The organism is Gimesia sp. (assembly GCF_048262075.1).
In the GTDB taxonomy this organism is placed as follows: Bacteria; Planctomycetota; Planctomycetia; order Planctomycetales; family Planctomycetaceae; genus Gimesia.
In genome coordinates, this window is sequence record NZ_JBLXFK010000001.1 from 973,290 (window position 1) to 993,190 (window position 19,901).

General features: G+C 48.7%; 10 protein-coding genes. 2 read left to right on the forward strand and 8 right to left on the reverse strand.

From position 1 onward, the window contains the following. Positions 1 to 12 precede the first annotated feature (12 nt). The 5 genes from ACN0YH_RS03635 to ACN0YH_RS03655 all read right to left on the reverse strand — a co-directional run bounded on the left by ACN0YH_RS03635 (position 13) and on the right by ACN0YH_RS03655 (position 8,379). Positions 13 to 3,252, reverse strand: a complete 3,240-nt coding sequence (locus ACN0YH_RS03635) for a DUF1549 domain-containing protein (RefSeq protein WP_417378185.1) — start codon at positions 3,250 to 3,252, stop codon at positions 13 to 15. Between the two features lie 158 nt (positions 3,253 to 3,410). Beyond that, the gene (locus tag ACN0YH_RS03640; RefSeq protein WP_417378186.1) at positions 3,411 to 4,178 is read right to left on the reverse strand and encodes a 3-hydroxybutyrate dehydrogenase; all 768 of its coding nucleotides are present in this window, start codon (positions 4,176 to 4,178) and stop codon (positions 3,411 to 3,413) included. Next, a complete protein-coding gene (locus tag ACN0YH_RS03645) occupies positions 4,178 to 5,113 on the reverse strand; it encodes a 3-hydroxyacyl-CoA dehydrogenase family protein (protein ID WP_417378214.1) in 936 nt (311 codons plus the stop codon). The genes ACN0YH_RS03640 and ACN0YH_RS03645 overlap by 1 nt, the downstream gene beginning before the upstream one ends. Before the next feature lie 18 nt (positions 5,114 to 5,131). Then, positions 5,132 to 6,343, reverse strand: coding sequence for an acetyl-CoA C-acetyltransferase (locus ACN0YH_RS03650; RefSeq protein ID WP_417378187.1), 1,212 nt, complete (start codon positions 6,341 to 6,343; stop codon positions 5,132 to 5,134). After that, on the reverse strand, positions 6,340 to 8,379 hold the full coding sequence (locus ACN0YH_RS03655; RefSeq protein ID WP_417378188.1) for an AMP-binding protein: 2,040 nt from the start codon (positions 8,377 to 8,379) through the stop codon (positions 6,340 to 6,342). Before ACN0YH_RS03655 ends, ACN0YH_RS03650 begins: the two co-directional genes overlap by 4 nt. A gap of 307 nt (positions 8,380 to 8,686) precedes the next feature. Between ACN0YH_RS03655 and ACN0YH_RS03660 the strand changes: the two genes are divergently transcribed. Then, the gene (locus tag ACN0YH_RS03660) at positions 8,687 to 10,756 is read left to right on the forward strand and encodes a M20/M25/M40 family metallo-hydrolase (protein ID WP_417378189.1); all 2,070 of its coding nucleotides are present in this window, start codon (positions 8,687 to 8,689) and stop codon (positions 10,754 to 10,756) included. 21 nt (positions 10,757 to 10,777) lie between these two features. Here ACN0YH_RS03660 and ACN0YH_RS03665 read toward each other — a convergent pair whose 3' ends face one another. Beyond that, a complete protein-coding gene (locus ACN0YH_RS03665; protein WP_417378190.1) occupies positions 10,778 to 11,779 on the reverse strand; it encodes a DUF481 domain-containing protein in 1,002 nt (333 codons plus the stop codon). A 736-nt stretch (positions 11,780 to 12,515) separates the two neighbouring features. Here ACN0YH_RS03665 and ACN0YH_RS03670 point away from each other — a divergent pair. Beyond that, complete coding sequence (locus tag ACN0YH_RS03670) at positions 12,516 to 13,217, forward strand: hypothetical protein (RefSeq protein WP_417378191.1); 702 nt, start codon at positions 12,516 to 12,518, stop codon at positions 13,215 to 13,217. A gap of 25 nt (positions 13,218 to 13,242) precedes the next feature. On the opposite strand, the gene ACN0YH_RS03675 is transcribed toward ACN0YH_RS03670, so the two are convergent. Next, a complete protein-coding gene (locus ACN0YH_RS03675; protein ID WP_417378192.1) occupies positions 13,243 to 16,089 on the reverse strand; it encodes an FG-GAP-like repeat-containing protein in 2,847 nt (948 codons plus the stop codon). Positions 16,090 to 16,342: 253 nt separating this feature from the next. Next, positions 16,343 to 19,900: an efflux RND transporter permease subunit gene (locus ACN0YH_RS03680; protein WP_417378193.1), complete on the reverse strand. Its 3,558-nt coding sequence runs from the start codon at positions 19,898 to 19,900 to the stop codon at positions 16,343 to 16,345. Position 19,901 lies beyond the last annotated feature (1 nt).

Consider the following 19,901-nt stretch of genomic DNA (forward strand, 5'->3'; position numbering starts at 1 on the left):
TGTCTCGCTGGATCAATGGTTGGTAATGAATTCCTGTGTGTTCAACAGTACCCACATCAGATCATGCAGACCTTCCTGAACCGTTTCCATATTTTGCAGATGCTTTAGACTTTCTTTCCATTCTGTTTCTTCCGGTAAACGCGAAAGTGTCCGCAGGTACGCATCAGTAACCAGTCTTTCCTGCTCTTCCTGAGTGAATGATTTCCCCTTTAACTCCGACAACCAGCTGTCCGAACGTGTCAGGTGGCCCAGCATTTCAGCATCATTGCGCACATAGAGTGATTGCAGTAGTGTCGGTTCATCCTGACGTTCGCAGTCACAGTTGGTCGTCCTTAAAGGTTTTCCAAACACCAGTAGAGAAAAATCAATCGCCCGGGTCTGATAGGAAAGCGGATGCTGCGTAATCTTACGCCGGTCAGTCTGAATCGCCAGTTCTGAAAGCTTCTTTTGACTGGCTGTGGCCTGCAGAATCGCATCTATGGCCACTTCCGCTGGCAGTCGTCTTAATACCGCGTGACTGAAATTTCGCAAATCCTTTCGATTCGTCGGATGGGGCCGCCAACTGAGTTGATACGTTCGGCTGTTTGCTATGGTCCGATGCAGCCACTTCATATTGTAACCACTGTCAATAAACCCTTTCACAAGGTAATCGAGCAGAGCCTTGTTACTGGGAGGATTGGCCTGGTTCAGATCGTCCGGCGGATTGATGATACCCACATTAAAATAATGTGCCCAGATCCGGTTCACAAACGCTTTGGCAAAATAATGGTTCGGCTCCTCCAGCATCCACTGCATCAGTAGCTCGCGTGGATCACTAATCTCACTGATGTCAATTTCCTCTCCCCCCAACAGTTTAGCGACCTGCTTTTCTGTTTTCGCAGGTTCAATATAAACTTCGCGCCAGGGAACAGGACGTCCTTCTGCTGCAATACGTAAATAACTTTGTCTCCGTAAAGCAGCTGTATTTAACTTCACGGGAACCCCCAACATGTTACGGGTCTGTTCATGCAAAACAGCGGCATCGGGGGGCACGCCAAATTTGACCCGGGTAAAGAATTCGGTAAAGAGTTCAAAATCCTGCTTGGACCATTCATCAAAAGGATGCTTATGGCATTGGGCACAGTCCAGCCGCATTCCCAGGAAGGTATAACCGAAAGCAAGCGCTTTATCTGAAGGCACCGTCATATTTCCCCGCGCCCAGTAATGGGGCATCGTATTCTCCAGCGCGGTAAAATCAGCCCGGTCCTTAATACTGGTGAATTCACTCTGCTGGGCCATAAATTCTTCAAAGGTCTGCCCTGGCAGACGGCTGGTTCCCAGAATAATACCGCTTACGATTTTGTCCCAGCCGACGTTGTCTTCCACTCGTCTTTGAATCCAGGCATTCCACTGACCGGCAACAGGTTGTGCCATTTCTGTCCCGCCCAGATATCCGGCATTGCTGCCCGTCAGATCTGAAAGTTTCATACTCCACCAGGCAACGTAAGCTTCGCGTTGGAGCAGTTCCTCAATTTTTTGTGCCCGCTTTTCCTTAGATGAATCTTTTAGAAATTTTTGAATTTCGTCAGGAGCAGGCAGAGTGCCCGTCATATCCAGGCTGACGCGTCTTAAAAATTCCTCATCCGTACATAATACCGAAGGCTGAATTCCCAGTTTGCGCAGCTTGTTGACGACATGCTCATCGACTTTGGTCGGCGTCGGTATATCAGGATAGAGATTGTCCTCATACTTCTTAACCGGCAAAATGACCTGCGTAGAAAAGATTCCGTTATCATAGTAGGAAATCACATACGTATCTCCAGAACCTTTGGAATGGATCGTTCCTTCCGGCGTTACTTCCGCTACACTGTCATCTTTTGATTCAAATCGCGTCAGGCATGTCACATCCTCGCGAGTGCCATCCGACCAGACCGCGATGGCGTTGAGTGGGACTGAATCTCCCTTTTCTGAGAAGACAATCTGCTGTGGCGTCACATCCAGACGGACAAACCGCGGTGCTGTTTTATCAATCGACTTTGCACCGGCTTTGATCCACTCACGTAACAGTTTCTGCTCCCAGCCACCGGGAGGCAGTCTCAAGCCACCTTCATGTTCATCTTCCGAAGTGGGCTTATTCAGCACCAGACTTTGTTCCGGATGTTCTTTATCAATCCGTTTCAAGAGGTTGTCGTGGTCCAGCTTGAAGTCATAGCCAAACATCGACAGCTGAAACCCACCCCGTCCCTGAAAAGAACCATGACAGTTCCGACTGTTACAGCCCAGGCGTCCCAACAGGGGAATGACATGTTGCTGAAAATCGGGTGTGAGTTTTTCACCGGCTGTAATTCGCGATTGAATCGACGGCAGGACTGCTTTTAAATTAATGGAGTCCGGTTCAGCAAGTAAGACCAGACTTGTGGATGCGTCTGATTTCTCATTCACAAAAAGATCGGTCTTTTCCAGACTTTTTTTGAGTTGTTGAATCGAAGAATCAGGCAGGCCAGTATATTGAAGCTCCAGACCTTTCAATTGAGTCAGACTGGATAAAGCTTCAACCACAGTCGGCTGTAACTTATTTCGATTGAGGACCAGATACTCAAGCTTCGCCAAAGACTTCAGTTCAGACAGACCGGTCCCGGTCACTTCCGTCCGCGCGAGATACAGAACTTTCAACTGTTTCAGTTTCGCCAGCGATTTGAAGCCGGCATCACTGACTTTCGTCCCGGACAGAAACACCACTTCGAGATTTTTCAGACCAGCCAGAGCGCGCATTCCCTGATCAGTCACAGTCGTATTTCGTAAGGAAAGCACTTTGAGTTGCTGGAGATGTGCTAACTGCCGCAATCCTGCATCGGTGACTTTCGTATTGTCCAGATAGAGGCGTTCCAGTTTGTGGAGTTTCTGCAGATAACTCATTCCGGAATCACCAACCGCCGATTCGGAGAGCATCAGGCTATCCAGGTTGGTCAGCTCTTGAATATACGGTAGTGCTTCATCACCAAACTGTGGACAGACCAGTGCCAGATAGTCGAGTTGATGGAACTGTTCCAGATGGGCCAATGCTTCGAGTGTCACATGTGGTTTACTCAATCGGACGAGACGAACGCTGCCATCTTTATTCGTCTGCAGGTTTGTCCAAAACCCCCGTAGTCCTTCCACTGCCAGCTCTTCGGGAGTTTTGGCTTCAACGGGAGTTTCAACCTCCGCTGCAAAAACTGGCTGCGCGAAAATCAATACGAGCAAAACCACCATAAGCCGCTGTCGGAGCTGCATCTCTCACCCCTTCGAAAATCAATTCCAACAGGTATCTGACTGAGCCACTTACATAAACACACTCTAATGCGTCTGGCAGATCTAAGCAATGTTAAATAAATGACTGTCTACTGATTTTCAATTATTCAGGCAGGCCTTGAAGCAATGGTGGGTTCAATTTATTGCGCAGTCCAGCCCGCATCTATGGTCCAGCAGGCACCGGTGATTGACTTCGCCTGATCTGAGCACAGATAACGAACCATCGCAGCGACTTCCGCCGGCTCAATCATCTTTCCGGTCGCGGATGCTTTCAGAAAAACCTGGCTTTCGACCTCCTCGGTACTGATTCCCAGGGTTTCTGCCTGCGCTGCAATCTGCTGCTCGACCAGGGGAGTTCTCACATAAGCAGGACATATAACATTCGCGGTAATCTGAAACGGCCCCCCCTCCAGAGCCGTCGATTTCGTCAGTCCTACCAGACCGTGTTTTGCTGCGATATAACCGGCTTTATTGAGTGATGCTACCTGTGAATGAATCGATCCCATATTAATAATGCGTCCCCAGCCCTGTTGTTTCATGCCGGGAAAGACATACTTAGTTAACAGAAATGGTGCTGTCAGCATGACCTGCAGCATATTATTCCATGTTGCTTCTGGAAATTCTTCCAACGGTGCGACATGTTGAAAACCTGCATTATTGATTAAAATGTCAATCGATCCAAACTCCCTTAACGTTTGTTCGACCAGTGTTTGACAGTCAGCCAGTTGTGATAGATCAGTGGCAATAAACCTTGTACGCTGATGCTCTGCAGTAAGGTCCACCAGATACTCTGGTTCATTCCGGTCAGCAATTACTACATGACAACCTTCACGAAACAGGGTCTGGGCGATTTCAGCTCCAATGCCACTCGCGGCTCCAGTTATCAAAACAGTTCGAGGTGTGGACATCAGCGTTCCTCACGTAAGATTTGTTGAATACGAGCCAGTTTCTCATCCCTCCAGGCAGCCCATTCAGCGGGGCTTTTCTGATTCAGATAAACCTGTGTTCCGGAGACTGCCTTCTGCTTTGCCGATTCAGGGATACTCGTCCAGTGCTCCATATCTTCCCAGTATGCTTCAAAGGAAGCTCCGATCGTATCAATAAATTTCTGATAGCCGCCTGCGCCTCCGCCGAGTTCATAGATCTGATGCTGGCCCATCAGCGCCCACCGCAGGCCCGGCCCCTGGCAGAGCGCTGCATCGATATCTTCCACACTGGCAACTCCTGCATCCAGCAACGCCAGTGATTCCCTCCAGACCGCCGCCGCCAGCCGATTGGCAATGTGCCCGGGTACCTCCTTTTTTAAAACCACAGGATGTTTTCCCAATTCAAGAAAGAAGGCTTTGACTTTCTCCATTGTCTCTACTTCTGTCTGCTCACCGGGAACCAACTCTACCAGCGGGATCAGATGTGGTGGATTAAAGGGATGCGCGATTAATGCCCGCCCGGGATTCTGCATTACCGCCTGCATCCGCGTCATCAACAACCCCGATGAACTACTGCCCAGAATCGCTGTTTCCGGTGCATGCTGCTCAAACTGACGATAGACGTCTGCTTTGATTTCATAATCTTCTATCACCGATTCCTGAACGTATTCCACGTCCAGAAGCAGTTCCTCCAGCGAGTCAACTAATTTCAGGTTCTCCTCTGCTGTTGCCGTTGCCTGCTGAGTGAGCAATTCCAGCTCTGTCAGACGTTGCAGATTTTTAACTGACTGATCTAATGCCTGCTGTTTCACTGTGTCATTTACATCAAAGATGCGGACCTTCAATCCCTGCGCTGCAAAGAAAGTAGCCCAACTGGCACCGATTAACCCCGCTCCCAGAATTCCGATTTCCTGCATCACTCGTTTGCTTTCCTGTTATGACTTATCAGTTCCATTCGCTTCGAACATCATGGCAATTCCCATTCCGCCGCCGATACATAATGATGCAATTCCCCGTTGTGCACTCCGTTTCTGCATCTCGTGTAATAAACTCACTGCGATTCGCGCGCCACTGGCTCCCAGAGGATGCCCCAGAGCAATCGCACCGCCGTTTACATTCACCCGCTCCTCTTCCCAGCTCAATGATTTCCCCACCGCCAGCGTCTGGGCGGCAAAGGCTTCGTTGACCTCCAGCAGATCAATGTCTGCCAGTGAGAGTTGTTCCTCTTTCAGTAAAGCCTGGATTGCATACGTGGGCCCCATCCCCATATATTTTGGATCCAGTCCCACATTGGAAAATGCGCGAATCCAAGCCAGTGGCTGTAGATTGTGTTCGGCAACAAAACTTTCCTCAGCAATCAGCAGCGTGGCGGCGCCATCATTAATTCCTGAAGAATTGGCGGCTGTAACAGTTCCCTCCGGTTTGAATGCAGGACGTAAACAGGAGATCGTTTCATAACTGGTGCCTTTGCGGGGGTATTCATCCTGGGAAATCAGCGTTGTTTCTTTTTTTCTGTTCGTAACGGGAACATTCACGATCTCCTCAATGAATTTTCCGGATTCAATAGCGAGTTGACAGCGTTCCTGACTCTGAACCGCATAGCGATCCTGTTCTGCCCGTGAGATGTCATATTTTTCGGAAAGATTCTCAGCCGTAATTCCCATGTGACAGTCATAAAAAGCATCCCACAATGCATCCTGAATCATCGAATCGATCAGTTGCTGATTTCCCATCCTGAAACCACTGCGGGCCCCGGGCAGCAGATAGGGAGCATTGCTCATGCTTTCCATGCCCCCCGCCAGGACAACACGGGCATTGCCACACAGAATAGACTGCACGCCCAGCGCCACCGATTTCAAACCCGACCCGCATACCATATTCACAGTGGTGGCGGGCACACCAAACGGCATACCAGCGTTGAGCGCCACCTGCCGGGCCGGATTCATGCCGCACCCGGCTGTAAATACCTGCCCCAGATAAACTTCATCCACCTGATTGGCGCTCAGTTGCCCGCGTGTCAACGTTTCCTTTGCAGCAATCGTTCCCAGGTTGACTGCTGTAAGGTCTTTAAAAACACCATTAAATGAACCTATCGGAGTGCGGGTGGCACTCAGCACGGCGACTCTTGTCTGTTTCTGCTGACTCATGATTCCTCACTCTGATATAGATCACGTAATTTCCGCCGCATCACTTTATTGGATGCCGTACGGGGCAGTCGTTTAATTTCTCGGACGTCATGGATTTTGAAAAGGGGGTTCAATTGACTGCGAATGATCTGCTGCATCTTCTGTTGTAGCTCTGCTGTTTCAAAGACCACTCCGCCTTGCATCACTACAAAGATCACCAGTTGGGCAGGACCTCCTCCGGGAGGCGCCATCGCAATGGCAGCGGCTTCTCTTATCACAGATAATTGCATTAACAGTTCTTCGATTTGAACAGAGCTGACTTTAATCCCTCCCAGATTCATGGCATCATCGACACGCCCATGGGCCCGGTAATAACCACCGGGTAAAGCTTCAATCTGGTCTCCATGTCGGCGGAGTGTCTGTCCGTCAGGACCAGGTGCGATCTCCGCGAAATAGACTTCGTGGTGGTCGCGATTTATTAATCGCGTCGATAATCCAATCACAGGAGGTACAAAGAAGACTTCTCCATTCGTTGTTTCCGCCCCCGATTCATTCAGTAACAGCCATTCAAATCCGAGCGCCGGACAGGAGAAAAGACCAGGCACGCCTGGCTTCGTAACGGTCCCTGTAATATACCCCCCGCCGGTCTCTGTACCGCCGCAATATTCAATCACCGGTCGGTAACCCGCACGCGACATCAGCCACAACATATCTTCAGGATTGGAACACTCACCGGTGGAGCTGAAAACCTTGATCCGCGACCAGTCCAGCCCCGCGGTCGCATCCTGACTTCGCCAGGCGGAAACGATACTCGGCACAAGTCCCAACATGTTGACGCCTGCGTTCTGAACGAATTCACAAAAACGACGACTTGTGGGCACCGCATCTGACAGCGCAACCGTGGCATCATTGATCAAGGAGGCATATACGAGCCAGGGGCCCATCATCCAACCTAGATTGGTCGGCCAGCAGACAATGTCACCCCTATGGATATCATGATGCAGAAACCCGTCCCCCGCGGATTTGATCGGTGTCGTCTGATCCCAGGGAATTCCTTTTGGACTGCCCGTTGTTCCCGAGGAAAACAGAATCGTCGTCTCATCGTGCGGCTGTCGAGGAACACAGGTTAACTCCGAGTCTGTAGAAAGAAACTCCGACCACAGTTGGTCTCGCTTACGAAGTGAAACTTCAGGCGATTCCGATTCAGGAAGTACAACTGCCGGCAACTCCGGTAAAGACTCCAGCTTTGTAAACAGAGGTAATTGACGTCCATTTCGCGTGATGACATCCTGAATAAAGATCAGCCGGGGCGAGGTAATTTTAAGACGCACCAGCATTTCTTCAGCAGAGAAGCTGTCTGCAATGGTAACGACCACACAGCCAGCAGCAATGATTCCCAGAAAGATCGCCACCGATTCCAGCGTCATAGGCAGCATCACCGCTACACGTTCCCCTGGTACGATGCCTGCCTCGGTTAAACCGTTTGCCACCCGGGCTGTCAATGTCTTGAGTTCCCGATAGCTGATACGCTGCACTTCATCAGTATGGCGCTGAAACAGGATCGCCGTTTCTTCCGATTTCTCCCGAAAACAGGATTCTACAATATTCAGTTTCGCTCCACTAAACCACTCAACCTGCTCAATATCAGCATGCAAATCCATGATCTTTTGAGGTGCTTCTTGAAATTGAATTCTTAGAGATTCAATTAACCTAACCGTGAATTCTTCCCGGTTCGAAATCGACCAGTCGTATACCGCTTCAAAGCCATCCAGCTTCAAGTCAGCCGTCCATGCAGCGAGGTGTGAACCATTACGTTCCCGTTCCCCAGGAAACCAGGCAGGTGCCGGCTCACCTTTTGATATGCGTTCTGCAAAAACACGTTGATACAAGTACTGGTGGACGCAGAATGGGATGGCAGGTGTCAGTATCTCTTCAATCAGAAACCGCCAGAACTCCTCATCCGACTGGACGGGGATCTGTTTCAGTAAATCAGCCAGCTGATTTGCTTCCTCTGCTGGTAGACCACAGTCTATGAGCGCCGCTGTGGGAATCTCCATCAATGGTTCCATTATCAATCGGGGGTCTCAGGTCTGTATGAAATTTTAAACTCTACCCGTTCTGGAATCAAATCGCCAGTTCAGGCTCGCACTGCATAAACTCAGCAGCCAAAAAGATTTGATAACCATTTTTGAATTTCTATTTAATCCTGTGTACTGACTTCCATTCCGTCTGGTAATTGCGAAAATAGAGAGTATGCCAACTCAATGAAATTGGAAATCGACTTGTCATTCCAACATGTGCCCCTTGGTTGACGTAGTATGTAATGACTTGTTTTACAGACAAATCGAAAGAGAAAGAGGTTATATGTCTGTCTGGAATATCAAATCCGCTGTGACCCCGGTTTTATTCAGAGCCTGTTTATTCAGCCTGTTCGGTTTGAGTCTGCTCTCCACGCCAGGCTCCTCACTCACTTATGGGGAGGCACCCGCCAAACCAGAAGTCAAAGTCAAATCAGTCCCTGATTCTACCAGTGGGAAACGCATGCTGGATGCCATCAAATATCTGGCTTCCGATGAGTTGGAGGGCCGTGGAGTCGATACACAGGGGATCAACCTCGCTGCGGATTATATATTCAAAGAGTTTCAGCAGGCCGGTTTGAATGTAAATGTCATCGAAGAGGGTGCCTTCCAGAAGTTCTCAATCAATACGGGAAGCAAACTGGGACCGGTCAATCAACTGGATCTGACTGGTGCAGACGGAAAAACCATACCCCTGAAATACGATCAGGATTTTCGCTCCTGTTCGTTTGGAGGCTCAGGAAAATTCGATGCGGAACTGGTGTTCTGTGGATACGGCATAGATGCCAATGACCTGAAATATAACGACTACACTAATGTAGATGTCAAAGACAAAGTCGTGATCATTATGCGCCGGACGCCTCAACAGGGAGATAAAAAAAGTCCGTTTGCCGGTGCTCATGGAATTTCCCGTTATGCTGCCTTACGTTACAAAGTCAGTACAGCTTTCGGCAAAGGGGCCAAAGCGATTCTGTTCGTCAATGATGTTAATTCGATTCAAGAAAACAAAAAAGAAGCGAAAGAACTTGAGCAGGATGCCATCGAAGAACTGATCACGGCGACGGAAAAATGGGAGAAAGCGGACGATAAAAAACAGGAAGATGCTGAACGCGAGCTCAAAAAAGCGTTACACGACATACAACAGGCACGGCAAGTTTTAAAAGATGCGAAGTTCGATAAACTGATGGAGTTCGGTTACGCTGGCAGTGGAGACGGACGTTCGATACCAATTGCGCATATTACCATTGATGCCTGTAATCAGTTATTTAAAGCAGCCGGAAAGCCGATGCTTCAGGAACTGGAAGAGAATATTGATAAAGATCTGAAACCAGAGAGCTTTGTCCTGACAGACTGGAAAGCCAAAGGTGAGATATCCGTCGAGCAGATCCGTACGGAAATCAAAAATGTGATTGGCGTACTGGAAGGGAAAGGTCCGCATGCTGATGAAACCATTGTAATTGGTGCTCATTACGATCATGTAGGCTACGGCGGAGAAGGTTCTCTGGCTCCCGGTTCGACCGACGTCCATAACGGAGCAGATGATAATGCGTCCGGCACAGTCGCACTAATCGAACTGGCACGTAAACTCGCAGCTCGAAAAAAACCACTGCCACGCCGAATTGTTTTTATTGCGTTTACCGGCGAAGAGCGGGGACTGATTGGCTCTGCGCATTATGTGAAGAATCCGATTTTCGATATCAAGAACACCGTCGCCATGCTGAACATGGATATGGTAGGACGACTGACCGATGATAAACTTACCGTTTTCGGTACGGGGACAGCCCCCCGCTGGGAAAAACTGGTCGAAGAAACTGCGAAAGCATACGATCTGAAACTGTCGCTTAAACCAGAGGGGTTTGGCCCGAGTGATCACAGTTCTTTCTACGGGAAACAGATTCCCGTGCTCCATCTATTTACCGGTACACACAGCGACTACCATCGACCATCCGATGACTGGGACAAAATCAACATTCCAGGTATGCAGCGAGTGATCGGGTTTCTGGAAGAGATTGCCATTGCGACGGCCGAAAACCCGAAGCGTCCTGAGTACGTAAAAATCGAACGCCCTGCCACAACCATGCGATCTGGTAATCGTCCTTACTTTGGCAGTATTCCTGATTTTGGTGGCGAAGGTCCCGGTTATCATATTTCCGGTGCCTCTCCCGGGAGCCCTGCGGATAAAGCGGGCCTCAAAGCCGGCGATACCATCATCAAAATGGGAAAAACGAAAATTGATGGGCTCGACGATTTTGACCTGGCACTTCGTATGTTCTCTCCTGGTGAAGAGGTGGAAGTGACTGTCTTGCGTGAGGGTAAGCGAGAAAAGCTGACCGTCAAATTGGGAAAACCCAAATAAAATCAGCCGTGATACTGATAACTATTTGCGTGTATAGACCAGTGAAACACTTCCCGTGTAATCACTTTTCTTGCGTCCAGCGTTCGGAAATGAGTTATAAACCTGCAGAAGTCCCATACGCAGATTCCATCGATCTTGATTATCCAGTTTAAACAACAGTCCGGTTTCAGTGGTGACACGTAGAATCTGTGCTACATCCACACTGGGAGTCCAGGTCTGCTTATGTTCCAGCTTGATATGGTCGGAAAGTGGCCACTTAAACTCGAGTTCCGCAAACACATCGAACGTGGTTCGCTTCAATGTGGGACTGTTATAAATTTCACGCGTTCCACCAGGTCCAATACGAATAATCAGTCGTTTGTCACCCTCATTGATAAACCGATATCCCAGACCAGAGGAAATCGTTCCACGCCAGTCCAGGTTTTCAAACTCATCATATGTATTTTTATTTGTGACGAAGACGATCCAGTTGGTGGTACGTGCAATATCTAACGTAGCATTTCCATACCAGCGGTTTGCATCCCGGACTCCATTTGCCTGGCCCCAGCGACCACCAATTTCGAACTCGAACAAATTATCATTGTCCGATTTTTCGAGATTCAACCCTGTTGTAACGTAATCCCGATCGGTATTCCCGGAAAGAAATGTCCCCCCCAGTTCGAACCGTTTTGTCCAGACTTCTACATACTCCCAGCATTGATCAGAATATTCGGAAATTTGCCCTAAAGCCGATTCTTCATCTACGCCAGCATCAAAATCAGGAGCTACTCCCAGTGGTTTCGGCACAGGAACCTGATTGATCATCGAAGGTAATGGTGGTAATTCTGCATTGTCATTACTGACCAGGAGTCGATCACTTCCATCTGCTTCGGTACCGGCTCCTTTATATTCCAGTCGATCCACGTTCTCCAGCAGAATAGACTGTACCTGTCCGTCTGACAGCTGAAACAGAATGTTTCCATTCTCAAAGCCAATACTTTCACCGGAGAAGAACTCACCGCTCTTCAGGTAAAGTGTTTCCATTTCATACTCTTCGGCTGAATACGAAATGCCTGTTAGTCCCCAGAGACACATTAAATGTATCAACAGGATCTGCAGTAGGGTTTTTGATTGAATAAAGAGGCTGGAACAACCCATTTAACCATCCGTGGCTGGACAACTCAGTTGTGAGATTCAGGATATTGTTGTGGAGTTCACAATTTTAGAACAGGAGAGGTGGGGTTCGGATTTTAGTAAGGCTCCTGATTTACTGCAATGTGAATCTCTATTGAATCTGGTAACCAGTCTCACCAGATAAGCCTTATCAGAAAAATCAAAGATAAACCCTCTTAAGCCGCTATTAAACAGGCACTTATGCAATATCCGTATGTATGACGCTCTGTTTTTTTTCTGATCCAGTATTATCGTAGCGATCACACGGAATACAGCAGTTCTGCGCGTTCTTACCCCCCGAATGATCTCCGGAAAATTGCCTGATCAGTATAACCGGACATTTTAACTGTCTGGAACTCTTACCGTATCTCATCCTTCCGGCTTCCCCGTCTCATACTCCACGAAAAAGCAGACAACATCCCGAGTACTTCAGACCTCGCCTGATTTTGCGTGCTAGAGTTTTTTGATTGCAGTTTGTTCCGGGCCAGCAGCAATGAACTTTCTGAGCAGTCAAAACAACAAACCAAAACACAAAGCAAAACATGGGCAGTTCTAGCCCGGTTGGCAACATGTTTGTTGCCTGTCGTGAGGGGGGAAAGATTAGATTATGGGATTCTTGAAACGATTCTTGAAGACAACTTATCGAGATAATGCCGCGGGTAAAGCGCGCAGCAGTTTCGAAAGTCTCTCAGAAGACCAATTGGAAACACACTTGAGGATTGCTAAATACGGCGATTTTATGCTGACCGATGCAATTCGACCTTCCTACGATCTGGAAGTCGTACCTCAGGCTGGTTATCGTCACGATGTTTACACCGACAAAGAAACCGGTATAAAAATCCCCGTCCTGATGGCTTCCGCTTCCCGGGAAATTTTGTTTGACCTCTTCATTGATCTGTTGGATCCACTGGGACATGAAGTGGATGTCGTGCTGGAAACCAGTCACGATGGTTCTAATAACCAGCATCAGGATCTGTATCGCGAACATATGGATCTACCCGTTCTGAAAAGTACCCTCTACGATTACGAAGATCTGCTTCTGAATGATGGCTGTGCAGGAATTGCTGTTTTGAACCCGCAAATTCCTCTCGAAGTCCAGTTCGATGAACACAAACTGCTGATTATGTATGGCCAGGGTATTGAACAGTTCGAACAGACGCTGGATGAATATGGAATCCCCCATATCAACGATTTGAAATTCATCACCGAAGCAGAGCATGTGCACTCATCCAGTGATGAATCCATTGAAGAGCTGGAACAGTTGAAGTACCGACTGGGGATCGAATTCGAACATTCTGATTCGTTCTGATTCCCAACTCACCTCGAAAGCCAACTCATTCGAAGATCCGCTTAACAACAGGTGTCCCCTGCCCTTCAATCAGTTGTATTTCCTGATCAATGCCTATCCCCTCGAATACCTGCTTCAAGCCTGAAGGCCAACTGACTTCAAGCTGCACAACAGCAGTACGCTCTCCTGTTCCAAATATCAGACAACGTTGATTTCGAGCCTGATATCCATCGCCGGCTGTCAACTGCCGTAACAATGTCAGACCTTCTGAATGCAATCGCACAGTCGTACCAATGGCATCGCGGCTGGACATTGTCCCTGTCAAAGTTACCACGAGCCGATGCCCGTGTGGTTCTGTTGTATTTTTAAGCAGAGCCACAGGTTGATCCAGACTGGTCACCACTGCTTCTGCCCGGCCATCTCGATTCCAGTCGATACGTGCCAGTCCCCTTCCCAACCTCTTCTGCTTAAAAAACATTCCCATTCCAGGTGACTTCCATTCCTGAAAAACTCCCTGACCTTGATTCAGCATCAACTGCGGCTCCATCTGCCAGGGTACACCTTCTTTAGACAGATCCTCGACATGCCCATTGACGATCAGCAGATCCAGCAGGCCATCCAGGTCAGCATCCAGAAACTGTGTTCCGAACCCAAGTTGATAGAGTGTCGTATCAGACATCTTCGCTGCCTGAGTTTCATCGATGAAGGAATCGGGGGCCACTTGACGGTACAGGGTATTCGTTTCCCTGAAGTAATTCGTCACAAAAAAATCGAGCAGCCCATCCGCATCAGCGTCTCCAACTGCTACTCCCATACAGGCTTCTGTTCGCCCCTGCCCATTTAAAGCCAGGCCCGACAACAATGCTTCTTCTTGAAACCTAGGCTTTTGTGCCCCCTGATTCACCAGGAAAAAATTGGCAACCGCATCATTGGCGATAAATAAATCTGGAAACCCGTTACCTTTCAGATCAGCGGCGATAATTCCCAGCCCCTTTCCCTCGGTTACCTGAATACCAGAGGACGAAGTAATGTTTTCGAACTGACCGTTATTTATATTTTCAAATAGCTGATCTTGTGCTCCCGGAAAATTTAAAGGCATACAGGATCGCTCTGAACCATCTGTATTTTGACAAACACGATCGAAGATATCATTTCCTGAGAGATAATTGACGGCATAGATCTCCGGTCCGCCATCGCCGTTCAAATCTGCAATCAGGCAACTGGTTGTCCAGTCTCTGTCTGATCCCCGTGCCTGATCTGATTCAGAATAGGTCCCGTCTCCATTATTCAGATACAATCGATTCAGACCAATATTGCCAACATAAATATCATCAAAGCCATCATTATTCAGATCGCCGATCGTAACTCCCTGACTGAATCGATTTTCAAAGATTCCCGTTGAACTGGTCACGTCACGGAATGTACCATCGCCCTGATTCTCAAACAAACGATCATAATATTGCTTCTGCAGTTCATTCACAGGCCATGCGGATCCCTGTGTCAGATAAATATCAGGCCAGCCATCCGCGTTAAAATCCAGAATGCCAACGCCCCCGCCGGTGAATTCATACATTTTATGAGCAGTATCCGGCCAATCCTGACCATTAAAATACTGAAAGGAAATCCCCGCAGCTTCAGATACTTCCTCAAATGAGATGGAAGAGACCGCTTCGACTTCTTTGCGTTGATTCAACTTCCCTGCTGTGTTTCTCCCTGAAATTGTTTTCTGTTCGGGAAGTGATAAATGAGAAACGGGATTCCTGCCTGTAATCATTCTGGTAAGCGATAAGTTTGCCAACACAGGTTTAAGTTCTTGCTCTGTCGTTTGCGCCCACTCCAGTTGAGGATTCAGCAGTAAGGACGCCCGACTCCAGCCATACGCTTCCCAGAGTAATCCCAGTTCTTTTGCCAGCGCGACCATCCGTGGCGCAGGACGAAGATCTTTATCACCATAGACCACTTTAACCAGACCTTCATACTCCTGTAGCTTCCTGGCATATTCCAGCAGGATTTCAGCGTTTTCATTATCCGTCTGCAACAGCAATTGCCCCAATTGATAACAGGAAGTGGAATTTGTCGAATCCCTTTTGAGTGCTTCTGCAAAACTGTGGATTGCTGAATCACGTTCCCCCTGTTTCTGATACCATTTCCCCTCAATAGTCCAGATATCGGGATGTTCCCGAACATGACCGGACAACGATAACTGCCATTCCTCGAAGCGTCGTCCCTCATCTTGCAGAAACAGAATCTGCCCCAGTAAAACCTGCGCCTGGCTCAAATCGGGTTGAGTTGAAACCAGTTGCAACAATCGTTTTTCCGCAGCCTTATATTCCTGTCTGTCAATTTCCAGCCGCGCCTGAACCAGTTGGACCAGTGGATCGTCTGGTGCCGCTGCTGCGTATTCGGAAATCAGCTGCGGATTTTCCAGAGACCGATCACTCATTGCCAGCAGATAAAGCACCAGAGGGTCAAGACTCTTTTGCTGCAGCAGTTTCAGTCTGACTGGAACTGCTTCCCAGGAACGGGCAGTCAGTCCATAAAGATAAGACAATCGCTCAAGAATGAGAGGATCATCCGGAAACGACTGTTGTGCGCGCAGAAATTCGTTCTGTGCTTTTGACAGCTGCTTCAACTGAAACAAATAGAGTTCACCGGAACGTATTCGGGCTTTCAATGCTTCCCGACTGCCATTATCGGGAACATACTCATAATAGCGAATAGCTTCGACCGGATTGCGTTCTTTGATTGCAATTTCTGCACCAAGCATGGCCGCTGGAATCTGATGTGTAGGAGTATCGAGCAGTTGATTAACAAACTGCTTTGCTTCCTCGTATTTCAGCGTGCGGTATGCATTAGCAGCTCGTTGAAAAACTGCATCCGGGTCCTGCTTCAACAGTCCTGAAAAAAAAACGGCGCAGCCTATTGCCAGGAGTATTACACTGATCCAGATTACACGCACCAATGTACTGATACTTTCATTCCAATAAATTTATCCATATTGAGAAAGACGAATTCCCCTTCAATTAAACGGTTTTCAGCAGAATACCGCTTCTCTCTGGAATGAATAACTGCCCCCCCGTTCGATGTCTGCCTTGTATTGTAATATAAACGGGCAGTAGGCCTGATACCAGTGTGAAACCAACACGTTACACGGTCACATTTTCCTTGGAATCAATTTCCACCTCGTCTGGAGCGGCAGACTGCTTTGACCGTTTCAATGTGCTGGGTCGTAGCAGCTTCAGGCCCCACTGTTTGGCGTCCATTGTCAGACTGAACAGAGTGGGAACCAGAATCAGTGTAAACAAAGTGGACACAATCAATCCTCCCAGCACCACACTTCCCAGTCCGCGATAGAGTTCACTTCCGGAACCGGGAAACAATACCAGTGGTAACAATCCCAGCACTGTAGTGGTCGTTGTCATAAAAATCGGACGAATTCGAGTTCGGATACTTTCCAGAATTGCTTCCCGGGGAGTCATACCATCTTCGTTAATATGATTCAGTGACTGGTGGATAATCAGAATCGGGTTATTCACTACAGTTCCGATCAGGATCACGAATCCCAGCATGGTGAGCACATCCAGAGTCTGCAGCATAAAGAGATTCAGAATACTGAGCCCCAGAATTCCACCGACCGCACCAAGTGGCACACTGAAAATAATAACCATCGGGTATAGCCACGACTCAAATAAAGCAGCCATCAACAAATAGGTAATCATCAACGCCAGCAAAACATTAAATTGCAAAGCGGCCCAGGTATCACGTAACTTATCGGCCGTACCAGACAGGTTGATACGATAGCCGCCTGCCAGTTGCCCGCTTTCGCGCATAGGCTGGACAATTTCCGACTGAATCTGATTCATGGCATCTTCCAGCGCCATTTCTTCGGGAGGCGAAACTTCGATAGTAATCGCACGCTGCCGCTCACGGTGATTGACCTGTTCCGGACCACTGGTGATATGCACATCAGCCAATGCTCCTAATGGAATCAGTTTCCCGTCCGGAGTCGCCACGGAGAGTGCTGCAACATCCTGGGTGTTCTGAATATGACGAGACTGTCCGATAATCGTCAAATCAATTTTATCTCCTCCCAGGTAATAATCACCGGCAAAAGCACCATCGATCAGCGCATTGGCCGTGTACCCAAGATCTGCACTGCTGACTCGATTTTCAGCAGCCTGCATCAGTTTTGGTTCAATGTGCACTTCCGGACTGGAAAGATCCAGACTGGGGATTGGACGCACCTGCGCATCAGGGATCATCTGCTTGGACTTGACCAGAACCTGTCCGCCCATAGCAACCAGTTTCTCAAGATCAGGGCCAATAATCTCGATCTCAATTGTCCGCCCCCCCGTCAAACCCTGTTCGAACAGACTGGATTGTTTCGCCACGGTAAACGTTCCAGGCAGCTTCGAGCCTGCCTGCTGCACCAACGGAATCAGCTCCGCAACACGCTGCGAATCAAAAGCGCGAATCCCCATGAATACCTGTCGTCCACGTGCCACAAAGAAAAAATCTCCAATAACCGGATAGTTGAGTTTCTTTGCATCTTCACTCTCTGGATCGATATCCCAGTAGGGACGCAAATCTGACTCTACCGTCTCTCCCAGCTCCATTAACTGGTTCAGGTTGTATCCGGGTGGCGGAATCAAAATACAGAAAATCAGATTCCGGTTACCGGTAGGCAGATATTCTACCTTTGGCCATAACTGCCAGCTGATTCCAACGGCGGCTCCTACGAGGGTGCAGATAACGACCAACCGCCTCAGTGTCCCTCCCTGGATCCAACGATTCACGCCAACGACGGTTTTTACAAACAAAGCGCCGCCGGATTCAATCGGTCCAATAATGGCTCGATGCAGTGTGCCTTTTTTCCTGGTCTGATCAATATCATCTTCAGGATGACTGGAAATCTGGTCGTCTTCAAGTCCCTGGTCATCTCGTTTATGCAGCAGGCGTGCTGAAGCGGTCGAAATTAATGTCATCGACACAAGCAGTGACAAACCGACGGCTGCACTGATGGCCAACGCGATATCCTGAAACAACTGTCCCGCCTCTTCCTCTATGAAAACAACAGGCAGAAAGACAGCGATTGTCGTTAAGGTCGATGCCAGAACCGCGCCCCAGACCTCATGTGTCCCCTTGATCGCTGCCCGGAAGGGAGATTCCCCCAATGAATAATGTCGATAAATATTTTCCAGCACCACCACTGCATTATCAACGAGCATCCCGACGGCAAAAGCCAGACCGGCCAGACTGATGACATTCAACGAGCGTCCCAGCGCGCCCAGAATCAGGAAGGTACCAATGATACTGGTCGGAATCGCCAACCCCACCACCAGCGCGCCACGGGCAAACCAGAACCCGGATCCAATGATCAGAGTCAGGCAGATCGCAAAAAACCAGGGTGAGATAAAAGTCGCAGCAACGGCAGTGATGATAATGAAAGGCACGACGATCAGCGTGCGAATCCCCAGGTGCAGGAAGGACATCAATACAATCATGGTCAAGGCACCGCCGATGAAAATATTATTCTGCACCAGATCAACTGAGGAATAGATATAATCGGTTTCGTCGTAAACCTGTACCAGTTGCAGGCCGCGTGGCTTGAGAATATTTTCATCGATGTCTTTGACTGCTTCTCTTAAACCATCCATAATATCCAGCACATTGGCGCCGGTTTCACGGACACAGTTCACAGCAATACTCGATTCACCAAACCGCCTGACCAGACCATCGGGCTTTTTGTAACCCAGGCGTACTTCCGCTACGTCTCTTACATAGACCGGCGCACCATCACTGACCGCCAGTAACTGATTCTCTACTTCTTCTTTATTGCGGAACTGCCCCAGAGTTCGCACGACCCAACGGCGTTTTCCTTCCCAGAAATCACCGGCAGAAGTATCTGCGTTCTGACCACGCAATACATTGCGAACATCCCCAATGGTTAACTGTCGCGCAGCGAGTTGTTCCGAGTCCACAACCACCTGCAGTTCATCTTCCAGCCCTCCCAGTACATTTGACTGTGAAACTCCTGACACACGCTCGAACCGCGATTCAATTTCGTCTTCTGCAAAACGTCGTAATTTTGTGACTTCAATATCTTTTTCCGGCAGAATCCCGCCACGGACCGCGGGATATTCCTCTGCCAGCAAACGCAGTCGTAACATTGCCAATCCTGGATTGGGTGTATTCCGAACGATCTCCAGTTGATCTTTGACTTCCGGGTGTGCCTCCTGAAAGGCCACAATCTTTTCATCTGCAGGCAAACGACTGCTGAGAATGAACCAGGCAATCGGACGGTCCGCAGCATTCGCCGTACTGATAATCGGCTGATCTGCGTCTTCCGGATACTCGGGAACCTGCTGTAGACGCGAATTCACTTTCAGCAGCGCTTCATCCATATTCGTACCAACCAGAAACTCCAGTGTGATCGTCCCTTTGGAATCAGCACTTTCGGAACTCAGTTTGGTAATGCCTTCAACACTCTTCAACTGCTCTTCCTGCTCCAGCACTATTTCACGTTCCACTTCCTGCGGACTCGCTCCAGGCCAGCGTGTTTCGACAGTAATCGTGGGACGTTGTACCTCGGGTGTCAGTTGCATCGGCATTCGCGTCAAGGCAACCAGACCGAATAAAACAGTCATCAATACGCCCACCGTCACTTTGACTGGGTTATGTACAATGGCGTTAATGAAATTCATT

Bases quoted from the DNA above. Each gene is read 5' to 3' on its own strand.
- ACN0YH_RS03655 (WP_417378188.1), bottom strand. From the start codon at position 8,379: ATGGAGATTCCCACAGCGGCGCTCATAGACTGTGGTCTACCAGCAGAG.
- ACN0YH_RS03645 (WP_417378214.1), bottom strand. From the start codon at position 5,113: ATGCAGGAAATCGGAATTCTGGGAGCGGGGTTAATCGGTGCCAGTTGG.
- ACN0YH_RS03680 (WP_417378193.1), bottom strand. From the start codon at position 19,900: ATGAATTTCATTAACGCCATTGTACATAACCCAGTCAAAGTGACGGTG.
- ACN0YH_RS03670 (WP_417378191.1), top strand. From the start codon at position 12,516: ATGGGATTCTTGAAACGATTCTTGAAGACAACTTATCGAGATAATGCC.
- ACN0YH_RS03650 (WP_417378187.1), bottom strand. From the start codon at position 6,343: ATGAGTCAGCAGAAACAGACAAGAGTCGCCGTGCTGAGTGCCACCCGC.
- ACN0YH_RS03660 (WP_417378189.1), top strand. From the start codon at position 8,687: ATGTCTGTCTGGAATATCAAATCCGCTGTGACCCCGGTTTTATTCAGA.
- ACN0YH_RS03635 (WP_417378185.1), bottom strand. From the start codon at position 3,252: ATGCAGCTCCGACAGCGGCTTATGGTGGTTTTGCTCGTATTGATTTTC.
- ACN0YH_RS03665 (WP_417378190.1), bottom strand. From the start codon at position 11,779: ATGGAAACACTTTACCTGAAGAGCGGTGAGTTCTTCTCCGGTGAAAGT.
- ACN0YH_RS03640 (WP_417378186.1), bottom strand. From the start codon at position 4,178: ATGTCCACACCTCGAACTGTTTTGATAACTGGAGCCGCGAGTGGCATT.